We start from the raw sequence: 1,529 nt of genomic DNA, 5'->3' as shown, positions 1-1,529 counted from the left end.
CGGCGGCCTCCGCCCCCGGCGCGGTGCCGCCGCGGCGGGACAGCAGCGCCAGCCGCGAGGCACCCCGCGCCGCCAGCCACTTGGCGCATTCGAAGCCGAAGCCCTGCGTGCCGCCGACCACCAGGATGATGCCCTCGGGCGGCACCCATTCGGCGGGCGTGGCGCTGGCCTCGCCTTGCGGCGGCACCAGCACCAGCTTGCCGATCTGCGCGCTGGCCTGCAGCGTGCGGAAAGCGGCTTCAACCTCGGCCGGGCCGCGCACGGCATGCGGCAGCGGGTGCAGCGCGCCATCCGCCAGCCGCTGGGCGATGCCTTGCAGCAGCCGCCGCGCGAGGTCCGGGCGCGCCTTGGGCAACTGGTCCACGTCCACGCCGAAATAGGTCAGGTTGCGCCGCCAGGGGCGCAGGCCGACGCGGGTATTCTCGAAGAAGTCGCGCTTGCCCAGTTCCACGAAGCGCCCGAAGGGTTTTGTGAGCTCCAGGCTGCGTTCCATGGCCGCGCCGGCCAGGGAGTTCAGCACCACGTCCACGCCCTCGGGCCAGACGGCGCGGAGCTGGTCGGCGAAGCCGGGGTCGCGGGAATCCAGCACCAGCTCGGCCCCCGCCGCGCGCAGGAAGGCGCGCTTGGCCGGGCTGCCGGCGGTGGCGGCGACGCGCGCCCCCGCCGCCAAGGCCACCTGAAGCGCGGCGAGGCCCAGGGCACCGGCGCCGCCATGCACCAGCACGGTCTCGCCCGGCTGGATATTGGCGCAGGTTTCCAGGGCATAGACGGCGGTCAGGAAGGCCACCGGCACCGTGGCGGCGGCGGCGAAATCCAGCCCCGCCGGCATGGGCGCGATGGCCTGGGGCCGCGTCCGCGCCTGAGTGGCGAAGGCCGCCGGGGCGAAGCCGAAGACCCGGTCGCCGGGCGCATAGCCGCTGCCGGCGGGCGCGGATTCCACGATGCCGGCCATTTCCATGCCCAGCGTCGGGCCGGCGAAGCCGTCCATCAGCGCTTCCTCGGGCAGCAGGCCCTGGGCCCACATCAGGTCGCGGAAATTTAGGCCGGCGGCGCGCACCCGCACCACCACATCCTCTGCGCCGGGCTGGGGCGCCGGGGCGGCTTCCCATTCCAGGCTGCCGAGCTGGCCGGGCTGGCGGATGGCCAGCCGCGCCGGGCCCACCGGGGCCTTGGCCGGGGCCAGCCCCGTCACCACGCGCGGCACCAGCCGGGCGGTGGGGGCCAGGTGCAGCTCGGGCTCGGGTTCCGGGGCGCTGTTCAGCAGTTCCGGCAAAAGGCGCGCGGCTTCCACGCCGGGGGCGAGGCCGATGCGGCACGGCTTCAGTTCCGGCATCTCATTGGCCAGCACGCGGCCGAGGCCGAGGATGGCCGCCGCTTCCGGCGCCGTTTCCCCACCCGGAGCAACCACGGTGAAGCCGGCGGCGCTGCCGCGCGCGGCCTCGGCCAGGGTGGTGACCTGGGCCAGGGTGGCGGGCAGGGCGGCGGCATCGGGCGCGGCCAGCACCACCAGCCGGGCTCCGGACAGGGCG

At 75.7% G+C, this 1,529-nt stretch carries 1 protein-coding gene; it reads right to left on the bottom strand.

The window, feature by feature from the left end:
- Positions 1-1,529: zinc-binding dehydrogenase (locus IBL25_RS26045; protein WP_187781334.1), on the bottom strand; the 1,529-nt coding region annotated here is incomplete at both ends.

Origin of the sequence: Pseudoroseomonas ludipueritiae (genome assembly GCF_014490445.1) — a bacterium.
GTDB classification, from domain to species: domain Bacteria; phylum Pseudomonadota; class Alphaproteobacteria; order Acetobacterales; family Acetobacteraceae; genus Pseudoroseomonas; species Pseudoroseomonas ludipueritiae.
This window is presented reverse-complemented; position numbering and strand designations above follow the sequence as displayed.